This is a genomic window from Brevibacterium sp. FAM 27836 (assembly GCF_051351055.1).
Lineage (GTDB): Bacteria > Actinomycetota > Actinomycetes > Actinomycetales > Brevibacteriaceae > Brevibacterium.
The window spans coordinates 1,189,086-1,214,261 of the sequence record NZ_CP195711.1; the positions used below are offsets into that span (position 1 = coordinate 1,189,086).

24 protein-coding genes are annotated in these 25,176 nt (G+C 66.4%); 11 read left to right on the top strand and 13 right to left on the bottom strand.

Annotated features, from left to right (window positions below; all coding sequences use genetic code 11):
- Positions 1–10: 10 nt before the first annotated feature.
- Together ACSE4D_RS05495 and ACSE4D_RS05500 are read right to left on the bottom strand one after the other, a co-directional pair.
- Entirely contained in the window at positions 11–895 is an 885-nt protein-coding gene (locus ACSE4D_RS05495; RefSeq protein WP_436326731.1) for a helix-turn-helix domain-containing protein, read from the bottom strand.
- Between the two features lie 62 nt (positions 896–957).
- Entirely contained in the window at positions 958–2,301 is a 1,344-nt protein-coding gene (locus tag ACSE4D_RS05500) for a CynX/NimT family MFS transporter (RefSeq protein WP_436326732.1), read from the bottom strand.
- Between the two features lie 86 nt (positions 2,302–2,387).
- Between ACSE4D_RS05500 and ACSE4D_RS05505 the strand changes: the two genes are divergently transcribed.
- Positions 2,388–3,137 carry an AraC family transcriptional regulator gene (locus ACSE4D_RS05505; RefSeq protein WP_436326733.1) on the top strand — a complete coding sequence of 250 codons (750 nt, stop codon included), beginning with the start codon at positions 2,388–2,390 and terminating at the stop codon, positions 3,135–3,137.
- A gap of 36 nt (positions 3,138–3,173) precedes the next feature.
- Here the strand turns inward: ACSE4D_RS05505 and ACSE4D_RS05510 are convergent, their stop codons facing one another.
- From ACSE4D_RS05510 to ACSE4D_RS05520, 3 genes are all read right to left on the bottom strand, one after another.
- On the bottom strand, positions 3,174–4,682 hold the full coding sequence (locus ACSE4D_RS05510) for a pyridoxal phosphate-dependent decarboxylase family protein (RefSeq protein WP_436326734.1): 1,509 nt from the start codon (positions 4,680–4,682) through the stop codon (positions 3,174–3,176).
- Positions 4,675–6,048 carry an MFS transporter gene (locus ACSE4D_RS05515; RefSeq protein ID WP_436326735.1) on the bottom strand — a complete coding sequence of 458 codons (1,374 nt, stop codon included), beginning with the start codon at positions 6,046–6,048 and terminating at the stop codon, positions 4,675–4,677. The genes ACSE4D_RS05510 and ACSE4D_RS05515 overlap by 8 nt, the downstream gene beginning before the upstream one ends.
- Positions 6,049–6,156: 108 nt before the next feature.
- On the bottom strand, positions 6,157–7,002 hold the full coding sequence (locus ACSE4D_RS05520; RefSeq protein WP_436326736.1) for an urea carboxylase-associated family protein: 846 nt from the start codon (positions 7,000–7,002) through the stop codon (positions 6,157–6,159).
- Between the two features lie 137 nt (positions 7,003–7,139).
- Here ACSE4D_RS05520 and ACSE4D_RS05525 point away from each other — a divergent pair, with 137 nt between their 5' ends.
- From ACSE4D_RS05525 to ACSE4D_RS05535, 3 genes are all read left to right on the top strand, one after another.
- Positions 7,140–7,418 (top strand): hypothetical protein, encoded by a 279-nt coding sequence (locus ACSE4D_RS05525; protein ID WP_426936708.1) that lies wholly within the window; start codon positions 7,140–7,142, stop codon positions 7,416–7,418.
- Between the two features lie 81 nt (positions 7,419–7,499).
- Positions 7,500–8,045, top strand: coding sequence for a TIGR03086 family metal-binding protein (locus tag ACSE4D_RS05530; protein ID WP_425119821.1), 546 nt, complete (start codon positions 7,500–7,502; stop codon positions 8,043–8,045).
- 59 nt (positions 8,046–8,104) lie between these two features.
- A complete protein-coding gene (locus ACSE4D_RS05535; protein ID WP_205683399.1) occupies positions 8,105–8,557 on the top strand; it encodes a carboxymuconolactone decarboxylase family protein in 453 nt (150 codons plus the stop codon).
- 29 nt (positions 8,558–8,586) lie between these two features.
- Here the strand turns inward: ACSE4D_RS05535 and ACSE4D_RS05540 are convergent, their stop codons facing one another.
- The 4 genes from ACSE4D_RS05540 to ACSE4D_RS05555 form a co-directional block, all read right to left on the bottom strand.
- The gene (locus tag ACSE4D_RS05540) at positions 8,587–10,110 is read right to left on the bottom strand and encodes a tripartite tricarboxylate transporter permease (RefSeq protein WP_425119820.1); all 1,524 of its coding nucleotides are present in this window, start codon (positions 10,108–10,110) and stop codon (positions 8,587–8,589) included.
- On the bottom strand, positions 10,107–10,673 hold the full coding sequence (locus tag ACSE4D_RS05545; protein WP_167854493.1) for a tripartite tricarboxylate transporter TctB family protein: 567 nt from the start codon (positions 10,671–10,673) through the stop codon (positions 10,107–10,109). The genes ACSE4D_RS05540 and ACSE4D_RS05545 overlap by 4 nt, the downstream gene beginning before the upstream one ends.
- Entirely contained in the window at positions 10,670–11,602 is a 933-nt protein-coding gene (locus ACSE4D_RS05550; RefSeq protein WP_167854494.1) for a Bug family tripartite tricarboxylate transporter substrate binding protein, read from the bottom strand. Before ACSE4D_RS05550 ends, ACSE4D_RS05545 begins: the two co-directional genes overlap by 4 nt.
- A gap of 363 nt (positions 11,603–11,965) precedes the next feature.
- Complete coding sequence (locus tag ACSE4D_RS05555) at positions 11,966–13,252, bottom strand: adenylosuccinate synthase (RefSeq protein ID WP_426936709.1); 1,287 nt, start codon at positions 13,250–13,252, stop codon at positions 11,966–11,968.
- Between the two features lie 320 nt (positions 13,253–13,572).
- Between ACSE4D_RS05555 and ACSE4D_RS05560 the strand changes: the two genes are divergently transcribed.
- Positions 13,573–14,850 (top strand): PLP-dependent aminotransferase family protein, encoded by a 1,278-nt coding sequence (locus tag ACSE4D_RS05560; protein ID WP_240690090.1) that lies wholly within the window; start codon positions 13,573–13,575, stop codon positions 14,848–14,850.
- Between the two features lie 108 nt (positions 14,851–14,958).
- Complete coding sequence (locus ACSE4D_RS05565; RefSeq protein ID WP_436326737.1) at positions 14,959–15,468, top strand: hypothetical protein; 510 nt, start codon at positions 14,959–14,961, stop codon at positions 15,466–15,468.
- 70 nt (positions 15,469–15,538) lie between these two features.
- Here the strand turns inward: ACSE4D_RS05565 and ACSE4D_RS05570 are convergent, their stop codons facing one another.
- From ACSE4D_RS05570 to ACSE4D_RS05585, 4 genes are all read right to left on the bottom strand, one after another.
- Complete coding sequence (locus tag ACSE4D_RS05570; protein WP_436326738.1) at positions 15,539–18,064, bottom strand: ABC transporter permease; 2,526 nt, start codon at positions 18,062–18,064, stop codon at positions 15,539–15,541.
- Entirely contained in the window at positions 18,061–18,876 is an 816-nt protein-coding gene (locus ACSE4D_RS05575; protein ID WP_426936712.1) for an ABC transporter ATP-binding protein, read from the bottom strand. Before ACSE4D_RS05575 ends, ACSE4D_RS05570 begins: the two co-directional genes overlap by 4 nt.
- A 120-nt stretch (positions 18,877–18,996) precedes the next feature.
- Positions 18,997–19,734, bottom strand: a complete 738-nt coding sequence (locus ACSE4D_RS05580) for a LuxR C-terminal-related transcriptional regulator (RefSeq protein ID WP_426937530.1) — start codon at positions 19,732–19,734, stop codon at positions 18,997–18,999.
- Between the two features lie 161 nt (positions 19,735–19,895).
- Complete coding sequence (locus ACSE4D_RS05585; RefSeq protein ID WP_426936713.1) at positions 19,896–21,464, bottom strand: sensor histidine kinase; 1,569 nt, start codon at positions 21,462–21,464, stop codon at positions 19,896–19,898.
- 259 nt (positions 21,465–21,723) lie between these two features.
- Between ACSE4D_RS05585 and ACSE4D_RS05590 the strand changes: the two genes are divergently transcribed.
- The 5 genes from ACSE4D_RS05590 to ACSE4D_RS05610 all read left to right on the top strand — a co-directional run bounded on the left by ACSE4D_RS05590 (position 21,724) and on the right by ACSE4D_RS05610 (position 25,141).
- The gene (locus tag ACSE4D_RS05590; RefSeq protein ID WP_436326739.1) at positions 21,724–22,149 is read left to right on the top strand and encodes a fluoride efflux transporter FluC; all 426 of its coding nucleotides are present in this window, start codon (positions 21,724–21,726) and stop codon (positions 22,147–22,149) included.
- Positions 22,146–22,523: a fluoride efflux transporter CrcB gene (gene crcB, locus ACSE4D_RS05595; RefSeq protein ID WP_135542284.1), complete on the top strand. Its 378-nt coding sequence runs from the start codon at positions 22,146–22,148 to the stop codon at positions 22,521–22,523. The genes ACSE4D_RS05590 and crcB overlap by 4 nt, the downstream gene beginning before the upstream one ends.
- A 131-nt stretch (positions 22,524–22,654) precedes the next feature.
- Positions 22,655–23,062 (top strand): hypothetical protein, encoded by a 408-nt coding sequence (locus tag ACSE4D_RS05600; RefSeq protein ID WP_436326740.1) that lies wholly within the window; start codon positions 22,655–22,657, stop codon positions 23,060–23,062.
- Positions 22,962–24,476: a sensor histidine kinase gene (locus ACSE4D_RS05605; protein WP_436326741.1), complete on the top strand. Its 1,515-nt coding sequence runs from the start codon at positions 22,962–22,964 to the stop codon at positions 24,474–24,476. The genes ACSE4D_RS05600 and ACSE4D_RS05605 overlap by 101 nt, the downstream gene beginning before the upstream one ends.
- Positions 24,473–25,141, top strand: a complete 669-nt coding sequence (locus tag ACSE4D_RS05610; protein WP_135542288.1) for a response regulator transcription factor — start codon at positions 24,473–24,475, stop codon at positions 25,139–25,141. The genes ACSE4D_RS05605 and ACSE4D_RS05610 overlap by 4 nt, the downstream gene beginning before the upstream one ends.
- Positions 25,142–25,176: the final 35 nt, after the last annotated feature.

Here is a 25,176-nt window from a genome sequence, read left to right on the forward strand (position 1 = left end):
AGTTCGATCCTCAGCGGACAGCTCTCTGCTGCCCGCTGCCTCTATCGTGGATCGACCGCCTCGGCGAGGTCTTGGACAAATGGGAACTGCCGCCGCTGACGATCGGGTCCTCTTTCAGCCACTGTCGAGGACTCGTTCCGGTCAGCATCTTGAAATCGCGGTTGAGATGGGATTGGTCGGCATAGCCGCACACCGTCGCGATCTCGGCCAGCGAAGCACCAGGAGGGTCGATCATCCTCCGGGCACGATCGAAGCGCATGACACGGGCTGCCTCCTTGACCCCGATGCCGAACTCGGCACGGAACTGGGCGTTGAGATGCCGTCTGCTCCACCCGATGCGATCGGCGAGGAGCGAGACCGGAAGCCGTCCACGGCTGGCTGCCATCTCCCGCCATGATTCGAGCACCTCCGCTCGAGGCCGCGCTTCCTCATCGATGACCCGCAGCAGCACCTCGTCGATGGCATCGAACCGAGCGGACCAGCTCGTCGCGTCGTTGACGCGCTCATGGAGCTCGGCGGCGATCGGAGCCGAGACCTCGCCGAGGTCGTAGGTGCGGTGAGCGAAGTCGACCGCCGGCATTGCGAAGAACACCCGCGGAGCGAAGGGCGTGAAATTGATCTGGATTCCGGCCATCGTGCCGTTGTGCCGGATGTGCGTCGCCCGCAGATGAAGCCCCGCCAGCAGGACATCGAAGTCCTCGACGTCTCCGGTCTCGGGATCCGACTGGCGCAGCGGCTGGCCGATCGAGACGATGAAGGTCATCGCCCCCGAGGGCAGACCCAGGTGCGTCCCCGCGGGGACGCCTGAGATGTCGTAGCCGACGTAGTCACCGACATAGGGCCGCAGACGCGGATGCGGGCTGCGGGTGAGGTCGTCGACGGGTGCCGCAGACATGCACCCAGTGTATGCCCGCCTCCTCGGCGAGGGCCCTCCCACATCCTGCCGGCTGCGACGATTCACCCGCGCAGCACGACCTCGCGAGAATGCGCGCCACGTGCCCGAATGTGTCTGTCCTGGCTGGCGAAACCGCCGATGACCAGCTGGACCACGAGCAGCACCAGCAAGGTGATGAGCGGGACGGTCCAGGACCCGGTCACTGTGTGCAGCCAGCCGATGCCGATGGGACCGAGGCCGGCGAAGAGGTAGCCGAAGCCCTGCGCCATCGTCGACACGTGCCCGGTGTGATGAGCGTCGGGCGAACGCCACACGATATAGGACAACGACAGACTGATCGTCGCACCCTGTCCCAGACCGAGCAGCGTCATCCACACATAGGCGCCGCCCGTGGGAGCCACCAGCAGCCCGGCAAACCCCGCAGCAGTGAGGACGAAGGCGGCAGCAACGCCGAGCCAGCGCGGCCGCAGCCGTTGCGCCGCCGCAGGGGCGAAGAGGCAGGTGATGATCGCCGGGAATGCGGAGAAGGACAGCATCCAGCCTGCTTCGTCGGCGGGCATCCCGCTGTCCTGCAGGATCGAGGGCACCCAGGTCAGCGCGGCGTAGTAGCTCATCGACTGCAGCCCCATGAAGCCGGTGACCGCCCAGGCGATCGGGTCGGTCAGTATCGAGCGGAACGGCGGTTCACCGGCTTCGCTGGCAGCGTCTGCTGCACCGTCATGGCCGGCGACCGTCCCTGCGAGGCGGCCGGGGCGCCGACGCATCTGCGGGATCCACAGCAGTGCGGCCAGCACCGCGGGGACAGCCCAGATCCCCAGAGCCCAGCGCCAGGAGCCGCCGACGATCGGCAGCAGCGGGACGGTCAGGCCCGAGGCCGCCGAGGCGCCGAGGAACAGAGCCGTCGAGTACAGGCCCATCATCAGGCCCACCCGGTGGGCGAAATCGCTCTTGATCGCCGTGGGCAGCAGGACGTTGCCGACGGCGATCGCCGCGCCCACGAGCACCGTTCCGGAGAACAGCGCCAGCAGGCTCGGCTGCAGACGCAGAGCAATGCCGGCGGCGAGGATGATCATGACGAGGCCGAGCACCCGGTGCACGCCGAATCGGCGCGTGAGTCCCGGAGTGAGGAACGCGAACGCGCCGAAGGCGAAGACCGGGATCGTCGTCAGCAGACTCCCCACCGTCGCACTCAGGTGAAGATCGCCGAGGATGTCACCGAGCACCGGCCCGACCGAGGCGACGCCGATGCGCAGGTTGAGACCGATGAGGATGAGCCCGGCGCCCAGGACGAGCAGAGAGATTCTGCCCCGTCCGCTCGTCATCCTCCGCTGAGGTGGATCGGTGAGCGTGGTGCCGTGCTCGGTGAGGGAGAGCTCCTCGTTCGCATTCGGGTCGGATCTCTTCATTTCGTCCTTCGTCGTCGCGCAGTCGGTCAGTGCTCGACCATTCAATCGCGAACCGCCTCGGCGGGGAACCGTTAAACTGACGGCAGATGAACAAATTCAGCCACGAATCGCTCAGTCCGGAACTCATCCACCTGCTCGGCCACGATGAGCGCACCCCGGCCCACACCCATGCGCTCGGCCACCTGGTCTACCCGGCGACCGGCGTGCTGTCGCTGGTGACGAGGGACGGCTCGTGGATCGCTCCGTCCAATCGCGTCGTCTGGGTGCCCGCGGAGTTCGAACATCAGCACCGCGCACATGGGGCGACCGACATGCGCGTCGTCTTCCTGCCCGAGTCGATGGCCACATCACTGGTGCCGCATCCGGCGGTGCTGGCGACGACGCCGCTGGCCAGGGAGGCGATGCTCGCACTCACCGGGCCCAGACGGCGGGAGAAGGCGAGCACGGATCGCCTGCGCCTCGTCGTCATCGATGAGCTCTCGGCCACCGGCGAACAGCCGCTGCACCTGCCCGAACCGCACGATGATCGACTCCTGGCCGTAACGAAGCTTGTCGAGGAGGATCTGTCGACCCCCGTCTCCCTGGCTGAACTCGGTCACCGGGTCGGCGCGAGTGAGCGGACGCTGTCCCGCCTGTTCCAGCAGGAGACGGGGATGACCTTCCGCCAGTGGAGGGCCGAGCTGCGGGTCCACCGTGCGCTGCTGCGACTGGCCGACGGGATGAGCGTCTATGACACTGCCGCCGAATGCGGGTGGGCGAACCCCGGCTCGTTCATCCTCGCGTTCACCTCCTTGGTCGGGATAAGTCCGGGGAAGTATCAGCAGTCGCTGGTGTGAGCCGGACCGTGGAGCTCAGTCCCTGCGTTCGTCGACTCAGTCTTCGCTGGCGCGGGCGAGCAGCTCGGTCAGCAGCGCCTCGGTCACGGCCGTCGGCAGGGCTTCGATGAGCGCCATGAGCGGCCCGAGCCTGCCGGGAACACCACCGCCGGTGCCTGCGAGCCTGAGCAGCAGGGCGCACATCGCCGGGCTCGGCCGATTGCCCCGTGGATAGAGCGCCCGTGCGATCCTCGCAATCGATGCCGCCGAGTGCGGTCTCTTTCCCCGCACCCGATCGGCCGAGCCGGAGACGGCTGCCAGCAGATCGGGCATCACAGTCTCCGTGACCGGGGTGATGGTGAGGTGGACGCTGCGCGGCAGAGACGTGCCGTCGGACTGGGCGTAACCTGGCTGGTGCTGGAGCATGAACCCTGCCGTCCGCACCTCGTCGGCCAGGCGATGCGGATCGACCCGGCGTCCGGCGGGCACGGACGGGTCCGCGATGAGGGCGAGCGCCGGCCCGGTGGGCCGTCCCCACACGGTCAGGCCGTCGATGTTCTTGACCGCGGCGATGATCGCCTCGGTGGTCCGGCGGCAGGAGGCGACCGCCTCGGCGTAACCGTCATGCCCCAGATAATTGATGACCGCCCAGGCTGCGGCCAGCGGGGATGCCGATTTCGACCCCAGCAGCGTGGGATTGACCACGGGATAGGCCGGCCAAGAGTTCGTTGCGAAGAACTGTGCGCGGTGCCGGCGGCGGCCGCGGTGCAACAGCACAGAAACGCCCTTCGGCGCGTACCCGTACTTGTGGAAGTCCGCGGAGATGCTCGTGACGCCGGGCACCGCGAAGTTCCACGGCTGCGTACCCGACCACCACGGCAGTGCCAGTCCCCCGAAGCAGGCGTCGACGTGCAGCGACAGCCCGCGTTCACGGGTGCGGCCGGCCACCTCGGCGATGGGGTCGATCGCTCCGGTCGGGTAGGCCGGTGCCGAGAGCACGACGAGGGCGACATCGTCATCGAGGCGGTCGATGATCTCACCGGCACGCACCCGGCCGTCGGCGGGCACGGGAACGGGATCCCAATCGAGGCCGAACAGCGCCGCCGCTTTCTGGAAGGCGGCATGCACCGTCACCGAGGTGAGCAGCCGCGGCCGGCGAGCCGAGTGCGGATTCTGCTGCCGCCAGAGGTCGCGGGCGGTTTTCACGGCGAGCAGGCAGGACTCGGTGCCGCCGCTGGTGACCGAACCGAACACCTTCCCCCGGGTCCCGCCGGTGATTCCGGTGGCGAAGCGGACGAGGTCCTTCTCCATCCGCGCGATCGAGGGGAAAGTCAGCGGGTCAAGCCCGTTGAGGGGGCGGGCGGATTCCATCGCCGCCCCAGCCAACGTGTCGAGGACCTCGTGACCGGGGTCGTAGACATAGGACAGGACGCGGCCGCCGTGGGTGGGGGCGTCGGCGGTGCGCATCCGGCTGAGCGTTGCGAGGATCTCCTCGGCCCGTGGATCGAGGGGCCCGCGCCGAGGCGGCCCGGCCGGTTCCCCATGGCGGCGCGGCTGATCACTCACGGTCGACCTCATCCTTGCGCAGTCGGTACCGGGCCAAGGTCACCAAGCTGGCGACCATGAGCAGTGCCGGAATGAGCGAGAACGCCAAGGCGATGCCCAGCAGGGCCGCTGCCGGCTGGTCGACGGTGACCTCGGCGGTGGATTCGATGTAGCCGGTGACGGCCAGGACGATCGTGAGCACGGTCGACCCGAGCGCCATGCCGGTGGTCTCCCCTGCCGTCCAGACTCCACCGAAGATGCCTGCTCGATCGCCGTGGGTGCGGGCGTCGACGGAGATGACATCGGGCAGCATCGCCATCGGCAGGGTCTGCATGCCCGCATAGGCGGCACCGGCGAGGACGATCGGGGCGATGATCCAATAGCCGGGAGCCCAGATCAGCGGGATGGAGGCGAGGTTGGCCGCGAGGAAGAGTGCGCTGGCGATGACGAAGGCGCGTTCTTTGCCGAGGCGGCCGGCCACGGACTTCCATACGGGGGCGACGAGGAGCGCCGGGGCGATGAGACTGACGAAGAGCAGCGTCACCGCCCCTTCGTCACCGAGCAGCCAGCGGGCGACGAACTGGGCCGCGGCGAGCATGAGACCGGTGGTCAGCCCTTGGATGACGAAGGTGGCCAGGAGCGCGCGGAAGTGTTGGCTGTCCTTGAGCGTGCGCCAGCCGCTGCGGTAGTGCTCGAGCACCGGGATGCCCGGCGTGCGCGTGTGTTCGCTGACCGGCTGAGCCGGTGTGTCCTCGTGTCGGCTGACCGGCACGATCGTCGTGGCCGTCCAGGTGCCGATGAAGAGGAGGACGCCGGCGGCCACGGCCATGGCGAAGTACCCCAGGTACGGGTTGTCGACGAGGCCGCGGATCTCCGGGCCTCCCCCGCCGAAGATGAGGATGGCGGCGGTGAGCACGACGACGCGCCAGGTCAGCAGGTGGGTGCGTGCCGAATAGCGTGGGGTGAGTTCGGCCGGCAGGGCGATATAGGGCACTTGGAACAGGGAGAAGCAAGTGGCGGCGAGGAGGAAGGAGATGAAGACCCAGACCATTGCGGCGGCCGGCGGCAGACCGGGTGGGACGGAGAAGGTGGCGATGAAGGAGAAGGGCAGGCCGATGGCGCCGAGGATCATCGGGCCGCGACGAGTGCCCTTCGACTGCAGGGCACGGTCGCTGAGCCCGCCGATGATCGGGTCGATGAGGACGTCCCACACCTTCGCCAGCGTGATGACGGCACCCGCGGCGAGCGCGGAGACCCCGAGGGTGTCGGTGAGGTAGTAGATGAGCACGAGGCCGGGTAGGGTGGCGAAGCCGCCGGTGCCCAGCGAGCCGAGCGCGTATCGGACCGTTGTCGTCCTCGACAGGCCCGGACCACCGTGTCCAGTCATGTTCACATGCTACGTGGCCACGGCCTCGAATGATTGCGCCCACCGCCTGACTCGGTGGCGGCCGCGGACTCCGTCGACTGCGGCCGCCGCGTATTCCCGGATATCCGCTCAGCTGCCCCAGACCTGTGGCTTCAGCCCGTGCTGTCCTCGATATCGCGGTGACTGCGGTTCCGTCCACTCGCCGAGGAGGCCCTCCGCCAGCCGGTAAACCGTGACCTTGAGCGGGTGGCAGTTGTCCACCGGGTCCTCGTTGTCCTCGCCGAACATCGGTGCGGACAGGTCACCTCCCGGGCAGGTCGACAGGGCTGCGAGCAGATCCTGTTCGGCGAAGAACTCGAAGTGGTCACCGGGTGTCGCCGGACAGGTCTTCATGAAGTATTCGTTGTTGTCGTTCAGCCCTGTGCACTGGAAGACATTGAGCACATCGTGGACGTCGAACTCCGTGAGGCCATAGGGCAGGACGGCCCGGACCAGATTGGAATGGCAGTGATAGTCGAAGTCGACTCCGCTCAGCATCTGTGAGACATAGGGGTCGCAACGGGTGCCCAAGGTGTCATGCAGCCGACCGCCTTCGGCGTCGGTGCCGTAGTCGGCAAGGGTGTCGCTGACGATCGTGGCCATGGGGCGGAGGAACGGCAGCGTCGACCACAGCCGATCGAAGGTGGACACATGCGCGGCTTGCAGCTGCCGGGTCCTGGCTGCCCAGAAGCGCTCCCTGGGGTCATGGCGGTTCCACAGGTTGAGGTCCCCGACCTGCGGGCCTTCGACGGTCGAAATCCGACACACATGCCCGGCGGGGATGTCCCACGCCTGCCCCGAACGGATCGGCACAGTGAATTCGTCGACGATCTCCCGGTTGTCCGTATCCTTCCCGATCCGTCCATAGAAGTCTTTGTCGACGTCGAGTGCGGATCCCTGGTAGGCCGCTTCGGTCAGGCGTGCGTTCTGGTTCATGGTCGTCCCTCCCCTGCTGCGAATTTCGGTGGTCTGCCTGCCACAATGCCACCTTCCCACCCGCGACCCAAGTGCTTGCCGAGGAGGTCTATGCTGAGAAGAGAGTCGTCGTTCGCGCCGCATCGTAGGAGGTCGGAATGGCTGAAGAGGACATCGACATCGAACTGCAGGACACCGGAGAGTTCCTGGCCAGCATCCACACGGATACCGGGACGGAGGAGATCGTGCTCATCCTCTCCGATGCCGAGGACGTCTCCGACGGCGTGCTGGGCAATGACGAAGCCACCGCACGGGCCACCGTGGTATTCATGCTCAAATATCAGGCCGCCGGAGACCTGCCGGATCGGATCGACCTCGTTGACATCTCCGCAGCGTACGACGGAGGAATCGAGGCCATCCGCGACCTTCGCAGCTGAACTTCGTTTCACCGGGAACGCAGACCGACGAGGGTCTGTTCTCTCCTGACAGCGGACCGGATGCGGGTATATGGTCGAAACATGTCTGGAAGCACAGATCGATACACTGCCATTTCCGATGAGTTCGAAGCCCGGATGCTCGGCATCGGTTCCGATGATTGGCAGAAGACCGTTCCGAGCTGTCCCGATTGGACCGTCGAAGAACTCGTCGAACATGTCCTCGGTTCCCACAGATCAATACTCGCTGTGGCCGGACAGTCCTTCGCACCAGAAGCCGGCACCGAGCTCATCGCTCGTTTCGCTCAGGCGAGGGAAGCTGCCGTTCAGGCTCTCATCAACCCTGACATCGCAGACACCCAGGTGGAGTCACCACTGGGCGCGATGACGTTCGCTCAGCTGTCCGACACCCTGCTCTGCGGTGACACACTGTTCCACACCTGGGACCTTGCGCACGCGACCGGCCAGGATGAGAACCTCGACGAGTCCTCCTGCCACGCAGTCCTCGACGCGCTGCGTCCGTATGACGATGCAATTCGCGCCCCAGGATTCTTCGCCGCCAAGATCACTCCGCCGGCCGATGCCGATGCGCAGACTCAGCTGCTGTGCTTCGGTGGTCGCAGAGCCTGACACCTCTCCGAGGAGTTCCCTCCGCGGAGGCAAAGAAGAAACACACAAAAGAGAAGAAGATGACGAACATGTCGGACACTCAGCGTCTCAACATCCAAGCTGTCGACAAGAATGCCTACCAGCCGCTGGTGGCGATGGAGAAGTACATCCACAGCGGCAGTCTCGGCGAGGGTCTGCTCTCGCTCATCAAACTGCGTGCTTCACAGCTCAACGGCTGCGCGTACTGCTTGAACATGCATGCCGGCGAAGCCCGCAAGGCCCAGGTCGACCAGGTCAAGGTCGATGTCCTTGCCGGATGGCACGAAGCCGCCTCCGTCTACTCCGACCGCGAGCAGGCCGCGTTGCGCCTGACCGAAGAGGTCACGCGCATCTCCGACGGCGTCTCCGATGACACGTGGGCGGCCGCCTCGGCGGTGTTCTCCGAACAGGAGATGGTCGAACTGCTCATGGCCGTTTCAGCCATCAATGTCTGGAACCGTCTGGCAGTGGCCACCCACCAGCACCTGGACTGAGGTTCTGAGAAGATCAGTGCACCGAATCATCAGCGTCGTTCGTTCGCTGGCTGATGATCGGCACTGGTCTTCGTGCCCACCATCTTCTTCCACGGCAGGGCCGTCAGCAGTGCGAGGACGGCGATGGCGAGGAACAGCAGCACCAACGGCTGAGAGATCATGGTCCAGAAGTTGCCGCCGGAGAGGCCGAGCGCCTGCTGCAGGTTCCGCTCGAGCATCTCGCCGAGGACCAAGCCGATCACGAGCAGCGCCGGAGACATGCCGACGAGACGCATGACATAGCCGAGAACGCCGAACGCCAGAGCAATGTACACGTCTGTCGCGGAGTTGTGGATGCTGTAGCAGGAGATGAGAGCCAACATGAGGATCGTCGGTGCCATGAAGGGCATCGGAATGGCCAAAATCTTTGCGAGCAGAGACGAAGCACTGATATTGACGACGACGCCGAGGATCGCACTGATGAAGAGCGCTCCGACAATCGTCCAGCCCAGTTCCGGATTGGCATCGAAGAAACCCGGCCCCGGGTTGAGCCCGTACATCATGAGATAGGCCAGCAGCACTGCGGTCGTACCTGAACCGGGAATTCCCAGGGTCAGCAGCGGAACCATTGATCCGGAAACCGCAGCATTGTTTGCCGCCTCTGGTGCGACCAGCCCCCTGACAGCTCCCTTTCCCATTCCTGCCGAAGCAGGGGCGAGACGCTTTTCGAGCCCATAGGAGAAGAACGCCGCGATGGTTGTTCCCGCTCCGGGGAGAACACCGGCGATGAAACCGATGATCGACCCTCGGATGCCCGGCAGCGTTCCCTGTCTGAGTTCGGCCTTGGTAGGAAGGAACCGCCCCGACAGACCTTTGACCGCTTGCGAGTTCATGCCCATGTTCGTGCTCGCGAGGATTTCACCGATGCCGAACACGCCGATGATCGCCACAATCGGATCGATGCCTTCGAGGAGTGTGAACGTGCCGAAGGTGAAGCGCGGAAGCCCTGACTGCAGCTCGATTCCCACCGTGGAGATGGCCACCCCGATGACGACTGCGGTGAGACCGAGCATCGGCGCTGAGCCGACAAGAGTGGCACTGAGGACGAGAGCCATGACGACTACCGCGAAGTAGACGGCCGGTCCGAAGGCCAACCCCATCTCCGACATGGGACCGGCGATGAACGCGAGTCCGAGGAATGCAAGGATGCTGCCGAGGAACGAGGCCAGTGCTGAAATCGACAGCGCACTTGCCGCTTTTCCCTTCAACGCCATCGGGTGACCATCGAGGGTGGTCATGATCGCGCCCGGATCGCCGGGGATGTTCAGGAGGATCGCAGAGATGCGCCCTCCGTATTCGGCACCGAGGTAGAGGGAAACCATGAGTGGCAGCGACAGCTCGGGTGGCACGGTCATCGCCACTGGAAGCAGCAGCGCGATCGCCGTGGAGGGGCCGACACCGGGAAGCAGACCCGCGACCGTACCGAGGATGACTCCGAGGAGGATGACGAGCAGCAGCGTCGGTGACGTGGTGATCGTTCCCAGAGCGCTCAACAGATCTGACAGGGTATTCATAGGTTCAGCCCTCCGAACACGAGGTACTCGAGCCAGCCGACTGGAAGCAGCACGTTCAGCCAGACATCGAAGACGAGGAAGAGGATCATTCCGATGACGAGTCCGAGGACGAGCACCCAGACCGCTTTGAGCGGTCTGAGTCGAACTCCGAAGACGAGCGTCGTCGTGAGCACAGAGAAGACCGCAGCCGCCTCGGCGAATCCGATGAGGAAGATCGATACTGTGAACAGTGCGAAGAGAACGATGCACGTGAGCACTCGAACCAGCTCGATGCCGGTCACAGGTCTGGTTTCGCCCTTTCCTCGCAGCAATGAGAACAGGCCGAGCGCTGTGGTGCCTACGAGCACGATGCCGACGACGACAGGGAACGTCTTGGGGCCGATTCCGTCTTCGCCTTCGACACTCGGCAACAGGAGAGCGTTGATGAGATAGAAGAGTGCCAGCCCCAAGAAGACGACTGCAGCGATGGTCTTCGACGCAGCTGTGCTGCCCGGCTCGATCTCAGCAGCGGTCTCCGGGCCTTCGACGGCTGCCGGACCGTCAGCCTGGGCTTCGGAACTCATTTGCTCAGTCCTACCTTCTCCAGCACTTCTCGCGATTCTTCTTCCTCGGGCATGATCACCGTCTCCAGCCATTCGTCGCCGGGCAGATAAGCGGGATTGATGCCGAGTGCATCAGACTGTTTGACGAATTCGTCCGAAGCGACGCCCTTCTTCAGCGCCTTCTGCCACCAGGCGACGGCCTCCTCGGGCATATCTGCCGGGCCGAACACTCCTCGCCAGTGGTTGATGGTGATATCCATATCGAGGTCGTGCCAGGTCGCCGCGCCTGTGCCGGGACCGTCTTCGATGGGTTCCGGGGCCGAGACCGCGATGATCTCCACGTCCCCGCTTTCGACCAGCTCCACAGCCTCCGACATTCCTGTCGAGGCGACATCGATGCGCCCGCCGAGGAGTTCATTGTTGAGGTCACCGCCGTCGGAGAATGCCACGAGATTCAGTGCGCTGAGGTCGTCGACTCCGTATTCGTCGGCGGGTCGGAGGACATTGAGCTGATCATCGCTGGGCACGGTGCCGATGCCGAAGTCGACGCTGCCCGGGTCGTCTTTGATCTGTTCGAGCACTTGCTCGGCTGAGTCGTATTCGGACCCCGACTTCACCATCCAGACCTCGTAGTCTGTGGTCAGCTGCGCAATCGGCGTGAAGTCGTCGATCGACATGTCGGTCGTACCGGTGATGTTCGACAGGAGCACACGGTTGGACTCGACCACCACCGTCGTCCCGTCATTCTCCCGTTGCAGAACTGCCGCTCGTGCAGGGTTGCCACCGCCTCCGCCCATGTTCTCAATGGTGACGAAGCTTTCGACACCCGCGTCTTCGAGTCCGTCCTTGGTGATGCGAGTCGTCAGGTCGAGGCCGCCGCCAGGGGAACCTGCCGCGATCGCGGTGACCCGAGGCGGTGGAAACCCTTCCCCGCGGTCGATTTCGGGCATGCATGCGGTGGTCGAAGCGACGAGCAGAACGCTTGCGATTGCCGCGAGCCCACGAGCTGCGCCGAGAGGAGAACGACGGTCAGCGAGAGCGCTCAACCATGTATGCGACGGCGAAAACATGGTTTCAGACGCTAGCACTTTCCCATATCGATTCTCAACGAATCTTGCGAACATGAGATGAGATTCCTGAGAGTGAAGAAATTATGTCCGCCGAAGGTGGAGTTCAGTGAAGGGCGGGGCCGACATGACTGTCGACCCCGCCCTTCACTCGTCACGTGCCTCAGGTGCTCACGTTTTCAGACAGCGACGCGCGCCCTGCCCTCAGTCCGAGACGCGCTTCCTGCCCCACCGGGCCGTTGCCCCTCAGTCCAACAGATCGTGGCGCACGATCGACTGTTCGCGGTCGGGGCCGACGCCGATGACCGACATCCGGCAGCCCGAGATCTCCTCGAGCGCGAGCACGTACTTCTGCGCATTGGCCGGCAAGTCGTCGAAGGTCCGAGCCGCGGTGATGTCCTCGCTCCAGCCGTTGAAGTACTCGAAGACCGGCTTCGCGTGGTGGAAATCGGTCTGGGACATCGGCATCTCGTCGAAACGCTGCCCGTCGACTTCGTAGCCCACGCAGACGGGGATCCGGTCGATGCCGGTGAGCACGTCGAGCTTCGTGAGCACATAGTCGGTGAAGCCGTTGGTGCGTGCAGCGTAGCGGGCGATGACCGCGTCGTACCAGCCGCAGCGGCGCGGACGACCGGTGTTGACACCGAATTCGCCGCCGGCCTTCTGCAGGTATTCGCCCATCTCGTCGAAGAGTTCGGTCGGGAACGGACCGGCACCCACACGCGTGGTGTAGGCCTTGACGATGCCGACGACCCGGTTGATCCGGGTCGGTCCGATGCCGGTGCCCACACAGGAGCCGCCGGCGGTCGGGTTCGACGAGGTGACGAACGGGTAGGTGCCGTGGTCGACGTCGAGCATCGTCGCCTGGCCGCCTTCCATGACGACGACCTCGCCACGGTCGAGCGCCTCGTTGAGCATGAGCTCGGTCTCGGCGACGTAGGGGCGCAGCCGTTCGATGAAGGGTTCGAAGTACTCGACGATCTCCTCGACGGAGACGGCCCGGCGGTTGTAGACCTTGACGAGCAGTTCGTTCTTCTGCCGCAGCGATCCCTCGATCTTCTGCCGCAGGATGGACTCGTCGAAGATGTCCTGGACACGGATGCCCAGACGCCCGATCTTGTCCATGTAGGCGGGTCCGATGCCGCGCCCGGTGGTGCCGATGGCGCGTTTGCCGAGGAACCGTTCGGTCACCTTGTCCATCGTCTGGTGGTACGGAGCCACGAGGTGGGCGTTGGCCGAAACCCGCAGCTTCGAGGTGTCCGCACCGCGGGATTCGAGGGCATCGATCTCTTCGAAGAGTGCTTCGAGGTTGACGACGACGCCGTTGCCGATGACCGGGGTGACGTTCGGTGAGAGGATTCCTGCGGGCAGCAGCTTGAGTTCGTACTTCTCGCCGCCGACGACAACCGTGTGGCCGGCATTGTTCCCACCATTGGGCTTGACCACGTAGTCGACGCTGGTGCCGAGGATATCGGTGGTCTTACCTTTACCTTCGTCGCCCCACTGAGCGCCGACGACAACGATTGCTGGCATGAGAGTACTTCACCTCGAAGTGAAAGGGGATGTCATTACGCGCTAAGTCTACTGGGTCACACCGACACAACCACCAGCGGGAGCATCCGATCACCGAGGCGGCTCCACCCCTGGCGCCCCGTCCTGGCACACTCCCCCACTCACTCACTCGGCGATCGTGACGCCGCCGACCGCGCAGACACAACTGATGTCGTCCTTGTTCGCCACGTCACCCGGGCCTATGCTGAAGTCACCCACGTATCACGTCGTTCGGGCAGGAGCCTTCTGAACGTCGCCGGAGCAGTCGACTTCAGGGCATCACCGCTCTAAGGAGGTCGCTCATGTCCACCACCTCAATGCACCCGGCCACGAGTTCATCGCAGAACCCTTCGCCTTCGTCGCAGAATCTCTCGCTGCCGTACGCCAGCCGACACGACAAGCTCATCGGGTCCGTCATCGATGCCTCCACCACTCTGCTGGCCGCGTACGACCACGACATCGTCAAATTCGGGATGGGGGCACCCGCACCGGACATGCTGCCGGCGAAGGACTTCGCACGCATCGCCGGCGAGGTCTTCTCTCCGGAGAACTTCACCTACGGGGAGACGAAGGGCGAACCGATCCTCATCGAGGCGCTTCACGACTACCTCGCCTCCAGCGGACAGATCCCACCCGAACAGCAGGGCAACCGCGACCGTCTGCTCATCACCTCGGGCGGGATGCAGGGCCTCGACCTCGGGTTCAAACTCTTCGTCAGCCCCGGCGACCTCGTCGCCTGCGAATCCCCCACCTACACGAACGGTTCGGCCACAGCCATGAGCTACGAGGCGGAGATCCTCGAGATCCCCGTCGACGAAGACGGCATGCAGGTCGACGCCCTCGAAGAGCACACCGCACGAACCGGGCGCGCTCCGAAGGTCATCTACACCGTCCCGACGTTCCAGAACCCTGCCGGTGTGACGATGTCCCTGCCCCGCCGCGAACAGCTGCTCGCCTTCGCCCACCGTCACCGTTCGGTCATCATCGAGGACAACCCGTACGGCATGCTCCGCTTCTCCGGCGAATCCCTGCCGGCGCTCAGCGACCTCAGCCCGAACGATCCCCTCATCTTCGGCGTCCGCACCTTCTCGAAATTCGTCGCCCCCGGACTGCGCGTGGGCTGGATCGACGTCGACCCCGAGATCCGCGAACTCGCCGTCAACGCGAAGCAGACGATGGATTCCTGCGCGGCCGTGCCCAACCAGCACCTCATCGCCCGCTGGCTGGCCGAAGGCGGCGCGGACTCCCACGTCGAGGTCCTGCGTCAGGCCTATCGCGAGCGCAAGGTCGCCATGTCCGAAGGACTTCAGCGACTCTTCCCCGGCGAGATCCGAGCCACCGATCCCGACGGCGGATTCTTCCTCTGGGTGACCTTCGACGACGAGACGATCAACACCGAAGAGCTCATGCCCACCGCTCTCGAAGAAGGCGTCGCCTACATTCCCGGGCCCGCGTTCTCCCCTGCCGGGAACTTCTCGAACGCGCTGCGCCTGTGCTTCGCCTCGGCGACGCCCGACCGCATCGATGACGGCCTCGACCGTCTCCGCCGCGCCGTCGATCGGTACCGTTCCGAACGCTGACCTCCCACCACCCCTCGCCGAGGCGGCCGGCCCGACATGTGCACAATCACACGTTGAGCGTGCCCGATTCCGGGGTTCGCGGCCTCGGCAGTCGACGATAATGGAGATATGCGTATCAGACCGATCACCACTGTTGCCCTTGCCGGTCTTCTCGCTCTCAGCGGATGCTCCGGTTCCACCTCGGACGACTCCGAGCAGGCTCCGACCGACGACGCACAGTCCCAGAGCCCGGAAGCGGCCGAAGAGACTCCCAGCCGGCAGGGCTCGGACGAGGACTCCGGCACGGACGAGGACTCCGGCTCCGCCGACGATTCCGAGGAATCGCACCTGAAGCTCGACACCGGGGAGAAGACGATCACGATCGACCCCACCGATGTCTACTGCTCCGGGAAGCCGGGCAGTCTCCGACACATCATCGGCAAGACGAACAATGAGCTGCCTCTGGTCAAGGCCGAAGGCACCGATTTCGTCATGGTCAAGGTCGGTCAGGGACGGCCCTTCAAGGCGAATCATCCCAAGGGCGTCGACTTCGGCGACGAGAGCGTGACATTCGACGGAACCGAGCTCGGCACGGCAGTGCTCGACGGAACCATGACCTGCACCGACTGGGAGGACTGAGACAGCTCCCACACACTGCGCGCCGCGACCCCGACTTCGATGGGGCCGCGGCGCGCAGTGCATCCGGCGCTCACTCCATGCTCATGCCCTTGGCCGGGACGATCCGCGACATGGCGCGGGCCGGAATCGCGGAGGCCAGCACGGCGGCGAGGATCGCGGCGGCGGCAATGAGACCGAGCTGCCCGCCCGGAACGTTGAGCACCGGGGAGCTCGATTCCGGGGTGATCGAGGCCGTTCCCACCCAGCCGAAGAACGTGCCCACCGCTCCGCCGAAGACCAGGGCGATGACCGTCATCAGCAGGGACTCGATCGTGATCATCCGCGACATCGACCGACGCGTGAAGCCGAGCGCCCGCAGCAGGGCACCTTCCCTCCTCCGGTCGATCACCGAAAGGGTCAGTGTGTTGCTCACACCGATCACCGCGATGATCACCGCGGCGGCCAGCAGTCCGAGCACCACCGTCAGCGCCACCTGGAACATCGAAGCGAACTCCGCCCGGGTCTGGGCGGGATCGGCATCGGCCTGCGCCCCAGCGCTCTCGAGTTCCGAGGTCAGCGCCTCGATCTGTGAGCCGGAGGCATCATCGGCGATCTTCACCCAGGTCTGTGATTCGGCGTCGCCACCGGCGGCCTTGACGATCCGCGCCTCGTCGGCCCCACTGACCAGTGCTGTTCCGAGGGGAACGTTGTAGGAGCCGACGGCCTTGAGTGAGACCGTGTCCCCGCCGACGTCGACGGTCACCGTCTTGCCGTCGATGTCCTCAGTCCCCTCGTCGAGGCCGATGCTCGAGGGGTCGATGAGCACGGTTCCCTCGTCGACGTCGTAGCCGTCGCTGCGCATGACCGGGGAGTCTGCGGCATCCTCGGCGCTGGCCACGGCCAGATCGCCCGAACCGCCCAGCCCGTCGATGCTCACCGAGGCGGCCGGTGCGGGAACCTCGACACGGTCCTCAACGATCGAGGCGTCGTCGAGGGACGACGTCACCGTGTCCGCGGACCCGGAGACGACGAGGTCGACGGGCGTGTCCTCGGCGGTGGCGAGCTCGAGCGTGCGCTGCAGGCTCGCCGAACCGACGACCACGGCCGTGACCAGGGTGATGCCGATGAGCAGCGCCCCCGTCGTCGAGGCGGTGCGACCACCCGCCGAGCTGGCCGAACGTCCTGCCAGCTTCACCGTCGGCGAGCGCCGGGCCACCACGGCGACCACCCGGGCCAGGGCTGCCACCAGCGGCGGCACGAAGGCGCGAGCGCCGATGAGCAGGGCCACGAAGAGTCCGAAGCAGCCGAGGATGCCGAGGACCACGGACTGACCGGAGGCACCGAGCAGGCAGACGGCGACCCCGACCGCACCGAGCACGAGGGCGATCGTCGCCCGCACCCAACGGAAGCGGGGAGCCGCGGCCGGGACGTCGACGGGACGCAGCGCCTCGATGGGAGAGACCCTCGAGGAGCGCAGCGCCGGGATGAGTCCGGCGGCCACCGTGACGAGGATGCCGACCGCCGGCCCGGTGATGAGCGCCGCCGGCGAAAAGGACATCTGTGCGAACTCGGGCATCCAGAACGCCCGCGCGGCCGCGGCCAGCCCCCAGCCGAGGAGCAGACCGAGTCCGATGCCGAACGCCGACCCGACGATGCCGAGCGTGAGGCTCTCGAGCACCGCGGCCCCGCGCACATGGGACCGTGAGGCGCCGACGGCGCGGAAGAGGGCGAGCACCCGTGTTCGGGAGGCGACGAGCACATTGAAGGTGTTCGAGATGACGAGGGCGGCCACGCCGGCGGCAAGGAGGCCGAAGGCGATACCGACGGTCGAGAGCATGTCGGAGGAATCGGACATGGATTCGAGCTGCTCCTCGACGACCTGATCGACGGTCTTGACCTCGACCGCGTCGCCGGCTCCGGAGCGGTCGACGGCGGCGGTGACCGCCTCGGCGAGCTGTTCGCGGTCGGTTCCGCTGTCGGCGACGACGCGGATGGCGTCGGGGGCGAGCTCGGCCGGTGCGGCCGCCAGCCCGGCGTCGGTGAGATAGAGCGTCAGCCCCGCGGAGGTGGAGGATCCCGCGGCGATGCCTGTGACGGTGAAGCTCGGTCCCTCGTCACCGCCGCGGCCGGAACCGTCGAAGTCGCTGAGGCTGAGTTCATCGCCGACCGAGACTCCGAGAGTCTTCGCATCGGCCTCGCCCAGCATGAGTTCGTCATCGGCGCTGGGCTCCGACCCTTTGAGGACCTCGTCCTGACCCTGCGGGAGGTTCGTCACCCGACCCGTGACCTCGGCGCTGTCGGAGGACACGGAGACGTAGCCGGTCTGCGTGAGTTGGGCGTTGGAGGCGCCGTCGACCGCGGAGACGGTCTTCGTCAGCGATTCGTCGAGCGAGGCGGAGCCGTCGGCGACGTCTGCGGGGTCCGAGGCCTCGGTTTCGGTGACGGCGACGTCGGCGCCGGACCATTCGGCGCGGACTTGGTTGCGGAGCGTGTCGCCGAACGCCTGCGAGAACAGGAGGGCGGCGACGATGAAGGCCACGGACACGGCGATGGCGATCATCGCGGCGAAGAGTCGGCCCGAGGAGCTGCGGAGGTTCGACCATGCGATGCGGATCATCGGGCACCCCCGAAGGTCGTCGCGTCGGCGGCCGCGGTGACGTTCATCAGCGCGGTGGCCACCGATTCGGGGTCGGGCTGGGACAGTTCCCCGGCGAGGCGACCGTCGGCGAGGAGGACGACACGGTCGGCGCGGGCGGCCGCGCGGGGGTCGTGGGTGACCATGACGACGGTCTGCCCCAGTTCGTCGACGGAGGAGCGGAGGATGCTCAGCACCTCTTCGCCCGCGTTCGAGTCGAGGTTGCCCGTCGGCTCATCGGCGACGATGACGTCCGGTTGGGACACGAGTGCGCGGGCGACGGCGACGCGCTGCTGCTGTCCGCCGGAGAGCTCGTGGGGACGGTGTTTGAGGCGTTCGCCGAGCCCGAGGAGGTCGACCATGCGGCGGAAGACCTGCCGGTCCGGCTTCTTCCCGGACAGCTGGGAGGGCAGCAGGATGTTCTCTTCGGCGTTCATCGACGGCACGAGGTTGAAGGACTGGAAGACGAAGCCGATGCGGTCGCGGCGGATCGCCGTGAGCTTCCGGTCGCTCAGCTTCGAGATCGGGGTCTCGCCGATGATCACTTCGCCCGAATCGGGAGTGTCGAGGCCGGCGAGCATATTCAGCAACGTCGATTTTCCGGAACCGGAGGGTCCCATGATCGCGGTGAAGCGCCCGGCCTCGATGTCGATGCTCAGGTCGTCGAGGGGGCGGACGCTCGCGTCCCCCTCACCGTAGGTCTTCATCAGGGAGATGGCCTGGATGGCCAGCCTCGGTGCCGGGTAGGGGGTCTGGGCCGGTCGGGGGTCTGTGTGTGTCGGTGAGGAATTCATGACTCCAGCTTCGTCGCCCGCCCCACCTGGGCACATCGGACCGGAGGATGGTCTTCGCCGAGGTGGTGGCCGACTCGGCGGGGCCGGGTCATACCTGGGGATGAGTGCCGGAGTCGGTGTTCAGCTTCCCGGCGCGACGAGGCCGGCCTCGTAGGCGAGGACGACGGCCTGCACTCGGTCGCGGACCTCGAGTTTCATGAGGATGCGACCGACGTGGGTCTTGACCGTCGGCTGGGCGAGGAAGAGCCGCTCGCCGATCTCGGTGTTGCTCAGCCCCTTGGCGATGAGGGTGAGCACCTCCCGCTCCCGCGGTGTCAGCGATTCGAGGCGCCGGACCTCGTCCGCATCGAGCAGGTTCTGCGCGGGCAGGTTCTGTGCGGGCAGGTTCTGTGCAGGAAGATTCTGTGCCGCCGTCGGGGACTGTGATGAGTCCGCCGAGGTGGCCGTGGGCGAAGCGTCCTGCCCCGCGCCGAGGTGGGGCAGGATTTCGCTGTCGAGCAGGCGTCGCGTGGTGGTGGGGGCGATGACCGCTCCCCCGTCGACGACGGTGCGGATCGAGTCGAGGAGCACCTCGGGGAGGGTGTCCTTGAGGAGGAACCCTGAGGCTCCCGCCCGCAGGGCGCGCAGGGCGTACTCATCGTCGTCGAAGGTGGTGAGGACGATGATCTTCGGGGTGCGGATGTGGCCTTCGTCGGCGAGGGCCAGGATCTGCTCGGTGGCGTCGATGCCGTCGAGGCGGGGCATCCTCACGTCCATGAGCACGACATCGGGCTGTACTTGGCGGACCGTGTCGAGTCCGGCGATGCCGTCACCGGCTTGCCCGGCCACGCTCATATCCGTTTGGGAGTCGATGACCATGGCGAAGCCGGCCCGCACGAGGGCCTGGTCGTCGACGAGGACGACTCGCAGCAGATCAGGGTGGTGGGGGTCCCGGGCGTCGTGGGAATCACGGACGTCTCGGGAGTTCCGGGCGTCTCGACATCCTTGGACGGATTCGGTGTCCTGACCTCTGCCGGCGGTCACCGGCTGTTCCCCTCAGCGGAGTTCGCCTCTGAGACGCGGTCGTTCGCCTCTGAGACGCGGTCGTTCGTCTCCGAGGTGCGGTCGTTCAGCGCCGGGGCGCGATCGCTCGCCTCGGAAGTCCGGTTGCTCGGTTCCGCACCGTCGGTGCCGGTCTCCAGGCCAGCGCCGACGGCGCCCGCACGGCGGCTCAGCGGGAAGCGCGCTTCGACGAGGAAACCGGTCGCGGTGCCGAAGGCGCTGTCGGGGATCTTGCCATCGGTGACTCCCCTCGACCGGATCGCCCGTGCCGTCAGGGTCCCTCCATAGAGGGCGGCACGCTCCTTCATGCCGACGATGCCGTGCCCGCGGGCGCGGATGCCCCCGCCCTGGTCGGAAGTGCCGCCGTGCGCATTCGCATGGGAGGGACCACCGGCACCGTCATCGCTGATGCGGGTGACGAGTTCGCCACCGTCGACCTGCAGCGACACATGTGCCCGGACACCGCTGCCGGCGTGCTTGAGCACATTCGTCAGGGCCTCCTGGACGATGCGATAGACCGCGAGCGCGGCACCATCGGGCAGCAGCTCCTCGTCGAAACTGTCGACACCCGTGATCGAAATCGGCAGTCCGGCCGATCGCACATCGGCGATGAGCGTCCTGATGTCCGCAATTCCCGGCAGCGGTGCCGCCGAGCGGGCGTCGTCATCGTCGGAGCGGAGGAAGCCGAGGAGCGAGCGGGTCTGTGCGAGAGCATCGCGTCCGGTGTGGGCGATCGTCTCGAGGACCTCGACGGCCGCGTTCGGGTCGGCCTTCGCCGCGTAGCGTCCGCCGTCGGCCTGGGCGATGATGACCGAGAGCGAATGGGCGATGACGTCGTGCATCTCGCGGGCGATCCGCATCCGCTCGGCATCGGCGGCGAGCCGGGTCTCGGATTCGCGTTCCCGTTCGAGCAGGCGATTGCGCTCCCAGATGCCTTCGACCTCCCGACGGCGGCGGTAGCCGACATCACCGAGGAGCCAGGCGATGAGGACGATCGCGGCGCAGAGGGCCACGATCGTGGCGATGAGCAGATACTCCCCGAGCTCCAAGGGGTGCGAGTCCGGTCCGATCGTCGCCTGCAGGGAGACGAGATAGAACCATCCGCCGAACAGCAGCGCCCCGACCAGGCCGAGGCAGAGCGCGATCCGACCGTGGGTGCGGGTGCCCCAGGCGGTCGTCGAGTAGACGGTGAGCGGAACGGCGACGATGCCGAAGTTCGGTCCGATCATCGTGAGCACGCTGAGCAGGCAGCCGAATGCAATGACCATCGTGCTCAGCAGCGGTGTCGTCCGACGCAGGGCCAGCGGCGCGGTCTGGAGCAGGGCGATCGCGGCGTGGACGGGCACCGGCATGGATGTCAGGGTGTTCGGCTTGGCCGTGCCGACGGCGGAGATGACCGCCAAGGATGCGAGCGGAAGTGCCCAGAGCAGGGAGTCGGCGATCCATGGACGTGCGGCGAGGTAGCCGCGCACGCGGTCGAACCGATCGGGGTCTCCCTGCCGCAGTTCACTCTCGCGGGCGGGTGCCCTCGACTCTCGGTTGCTCATGGGGCTCATGCTAGTGCGAGCCCCGAGGTGCCCGCATCATACCCAGGACTGATGCCCCTGCCCGAGCGCCTCGGCGCAGCCCCACGGTCCCGAGAGCCACCGGCGGCCTATGGCAGAATGGGGGCGACGCCCACGCGTCACGGCGGTGGGGCTCGCCGTACCCAACCTCGGGTTCCTGATTCCGCATCTCGGATATCGGGCTGCCGACAACAGTCCCTACCTCGACCGGCGTCAGCATGCCCGAAAGGTAGGAGTATCCATGACCGAAATCCGCCCCCTCCATCTGCGTCTGCCCTCTCTGGGGCTGGCCGTCATCGGCGGCAGCCTCGGCACGGCCGCCCGGGAAGCGATCGGCCTCGTCGTGGCCGACCGGGCGGGGATTCCGGTGGCGATCCTCGGGATCAACCTCCTCGGCGCGTTCTGCCTCGGCCTCCTCCTGTCCGGTCTGTCCCGGCTCGGCCCCGATGCGGGACTGCGGCAGAAGGTCCGGATCCTGGTCGGCACGGGCTTCATGGGCGGGTTCACGACCTACAGTGCGCTGGCCACTGATACGGCGAGCCTCCTCGGCGATGGTCGGATCGGGGCGGGGCTGGCCTACGGTCTGGGCACCGTCGTCATCGGCGGGCTCGCCACCTGGGCCGGGATCGCGGTCGCGTCAACGCGAGCGAACAGGGGAGTCCGGTGAGCGCGCCGCTCTTCATCGTCATCGCCGTGGCCGGGGGTCTCGGCGCCGCGGTGCGCATGCTCTTCGACGGCGCCTACAAGGCGTGGAGCCCACGGTCGACGCCGTGGAGCACGCTGCTCATCAACGTCTCCGGCTCGCTCGTCCTCGGGGGCCTCACCGGCCTGGCCGGGGCGAACCTGCTGCCGGAGGGCTGGCATCTCGTGCTCGGAACCGGATTCCTTGGCGGGTATACGACGTTCTCGACCGCCAGTTTCGAGACCATCAGCCTCATCGAGGAACGCAGATGGGGCTCGAGCCTGCTCAGCGGGCTCGGCACGCTCGTCCTCGCCACCGCCGCGGCCGGATTCGGCCTGTGGGTCGGCGGACTGTTCTGACACCGTCCGAGCACGGCGATGCCCGGCGCACCTGCTGCTCCCCGGCTCACTCGCCGCCTCCGAGCATCGGATGAGAGCATTCTCATCGCTTCACCCGGCACACCGGGCGCCGGTTCGACCATACTGGTTGCATGGGGCGATTCGGTTGGTTGATGGTCATCGGCACGGTGGTGCTCGCCGCGCTCGCATGGTTCGCTCTCGAACAGTCGATCGATGACGACGGCACCGAGCTCGGCCCGCCGGTCATCGTCCCCTCCGACACCTCGGCGCCGGGTTCCGGCTCCGACGACCCGTCGACCGAACCGACTCTCGAACCATCGACCGAGCCCTCCACCGGACCGAGTTCGCCGTCCTCCGATCGTCCCGGAGGCGCCGACCGCATCACCCCCGCCCCACCGCGTTCGGCCGGCGACGATGACGACCTCGACGATGACGACGATGAGCTCGACGACGATGACGACGACCTCGATGATGACGATGCCGACGATGCGGACGACGCCGACGACGATGATGATGATGACGACGATGACGACGACTGATCGGCGTGAGGGAATCACCGCCCGCACCCGGATTCTGGCCTGGATCATGCTCGTGCTCACCGTCGCGGTCTCCATCATCGTCGTGACCACGGCTCGGGCCGAGCTCGCGGGGGTCCGCGCCCATGCCGATGCCGAACTCGAACACGAGGTCGCGAAGTTCCGTGAGTTCGCGTCCAAACCCGACCCGACCGACGGCCACCCCTATGCCTCGGTGCGGGCGCTCATGACGAGTCATCTGCAGAACAACCTGCCCGAGCACACGGAGACCTTCTTCTCCATCATCGACGGCAAAGAGGACCAACGCAGCGCCGACACCCCACCACTGCGCCTCGATCAGGATGCCCAGTTCGTCGCCGCCGCGGCGAAGGCGAAGACCCCGACATCCGGGGAACTGAAGACCGCGGCCGGGCCCGTCGCCTATGCGGTCGTCCCCGTCGAGATCGAAGGGCAGCCGCAGCATGCTCAGCTCGTCGTCATCGAGTTTCTCGCCGACGACCTCGACGAGGCGTGGACGACGATCTGGACGATGATCTGGGTGGCCGTGGTCGCGCTCATCGCCGCCGGACTCCTCGGCTGGGTCGTCGCCGGGCGGGTCCTCGAACCCATCAGGCGTCTGCGGGAGACCGCCGCGGGCATCGGTGAGGACGAACTCGACCGCCGCATCGAGGTCACCGGCAATGACGACGTCGCCCAGCTCAGTCTCACCTTCAACCGAATGCTCGACCGGCTCGAGGCGGCTTTCGAGGGCCAACGCCAGCTGCTCGACGATGCCGGCCACGAGCTGCGGACCCCGATCACGGTCGTGCGCGGCCATCTTCAGGTCATGGGCGATGATCCCGTGGACCGGCAGAACACCTTGGAGCTCGTCGACGACGAGCTCCAGCGGATGTCCCGCCTCGTCGACGATCTCGTCATGCTTGCCCGCAGCGAACGGCCGGACTTCCTCGACCGCACGAATACCGACCTCATGGACCTCGTCATCAGCAGCTTCTCGAAGGCCAGTGCCTTGGCCCCGCGCAACTGGATCATCGACGCAGCACCCGAGGGCTTCGGCCTCGTCGACGATGAGCGCCTCACGCAGGCGCTGCTCCAATTGGCCGCGAACGCCGTCGACCACACGACGCCCGAGGACACCATCGCCTTCGGAGGCCGCCTCGACGAGCACAGTGTGCACCTGTGGGTCCGTGACACCGGGGCCGGCATCGCCGCCTCGGATCAGCAGCGCATCTTCGATCGCTTCGCCACGGCGTCGACGAGCCGTGGCGGTCGCAAGGGCACGGGGCTGGGTCTGACGATCGTCGACCGCATCGCCCGCGCCCATGACGGTAATGTGAGCGTGAGGTCCGCTGCCGGCCAAGGCGCCCTGTTCACTCTCACCCTGCCGTGGCACCGCACAGAAGGAGACAGCCGTTGACACGCATTCTCATCGTCGAGGACGAGGACCGCATCTCTTCGTTCGTCGCCAAGGGGCTCGCCGCCGAAGGCTTCGCCACCGAGGTCGCCGATGACGGGCATATGGCCGTCGAGTTCGTCCGCAGCGGCGGTTTCGACCTCGTCATCCTCGACCTGGGGCTGCCCGGCCTCGACGGTTTCAGCGTGCTGCGGATGATCCGCGCCGAACGTCATGACCTGCCCGTCATCATCCTCACCGCCCGCGAGTCCATCGAGGACACCGTGGCCGGGCTGTCGGGCGGGGCCGATGACTATATGCGCAAACCCTTCGCCTTCGATGAGCTCCTGGCCCGGGTGCGGCTCCGGCTGCGACCGGCCGAGGCGCAGGAGGCCACGGTGCTGCGCGCCGGGGACGTCGCCGTGGACATCCGCACCCGCCGGGCCCTGGTCGGGGATCAGGCGATCGAGTTGAGTTCGCGGGAGTTCACGCTCCTCGAGGTCTTCCTCAAGCATCCGGATCAAGTGCTCAGTCGCGCCCAGCTGCTCAGCCGTGTGTGGGGGCTCGACTTCGATCCCGGTTCGAATGTCGTCGATGTCTATGTCCGCTACCTGCGGGAGAAGCTGGGCCGGGACGCGATCGAGACCGTCCGCGGGGTCGGTTACCGGCTGCGTGTGCCGAAGATGTGAAGACTCTCATCTTCTCCTCATCATCATCTTAATCT